The following is a 264-nucleotide window of genomic DNA, read 5'->3' on the forward strand; positions in this document are numbered from 1 at the left end:
CGCCGATCAGCTCCATCAGCACGGTGATGCCCAGCGGGGTTTGCTCGGCAGGCTTGAGCACCACGCAGTTACCGGCGGCCAGGGCCGGGGCGAGTTTCCAGGCGGCCATCAGGATCGGGAAGTTCCAGGGGATGATTTGCCCGACCACGCCCAGCGGTTCGTGGATGTGATAGGCCACGGTGTTGCCATCGATCTCGGCGGCGCTGCCTTCCTGGGCGCGGATGCAACCGGCGAAGTAGCGGAAATGGTCGGCGGCCAGCGGGA

The 264-nt window shown here is 66.7% G+C and carries 1 protein-coding gene; it reads right to left on the reverse strand.

The window, feature by feature from the left end:
- On the reverse strand, window positions 1–264 hold a 264-nt coding region (locus QMX98_RS34980; RefSeq protein WP_282412111.1), incomplete at both ends, for an aldehyde dehydrogenase family protein.

This window comes from Pseudomonas sp. PS02303, assembly GCF_029959925.1.
GTDB classification, from domain to species: domain Bacteria; phylum Pseudomonadota; class Gammaproteobacteria; order Pseudomonadales; family Pseudomonadaceae; genus Aquipseudomonas; species Aquipseudomonas mandelii.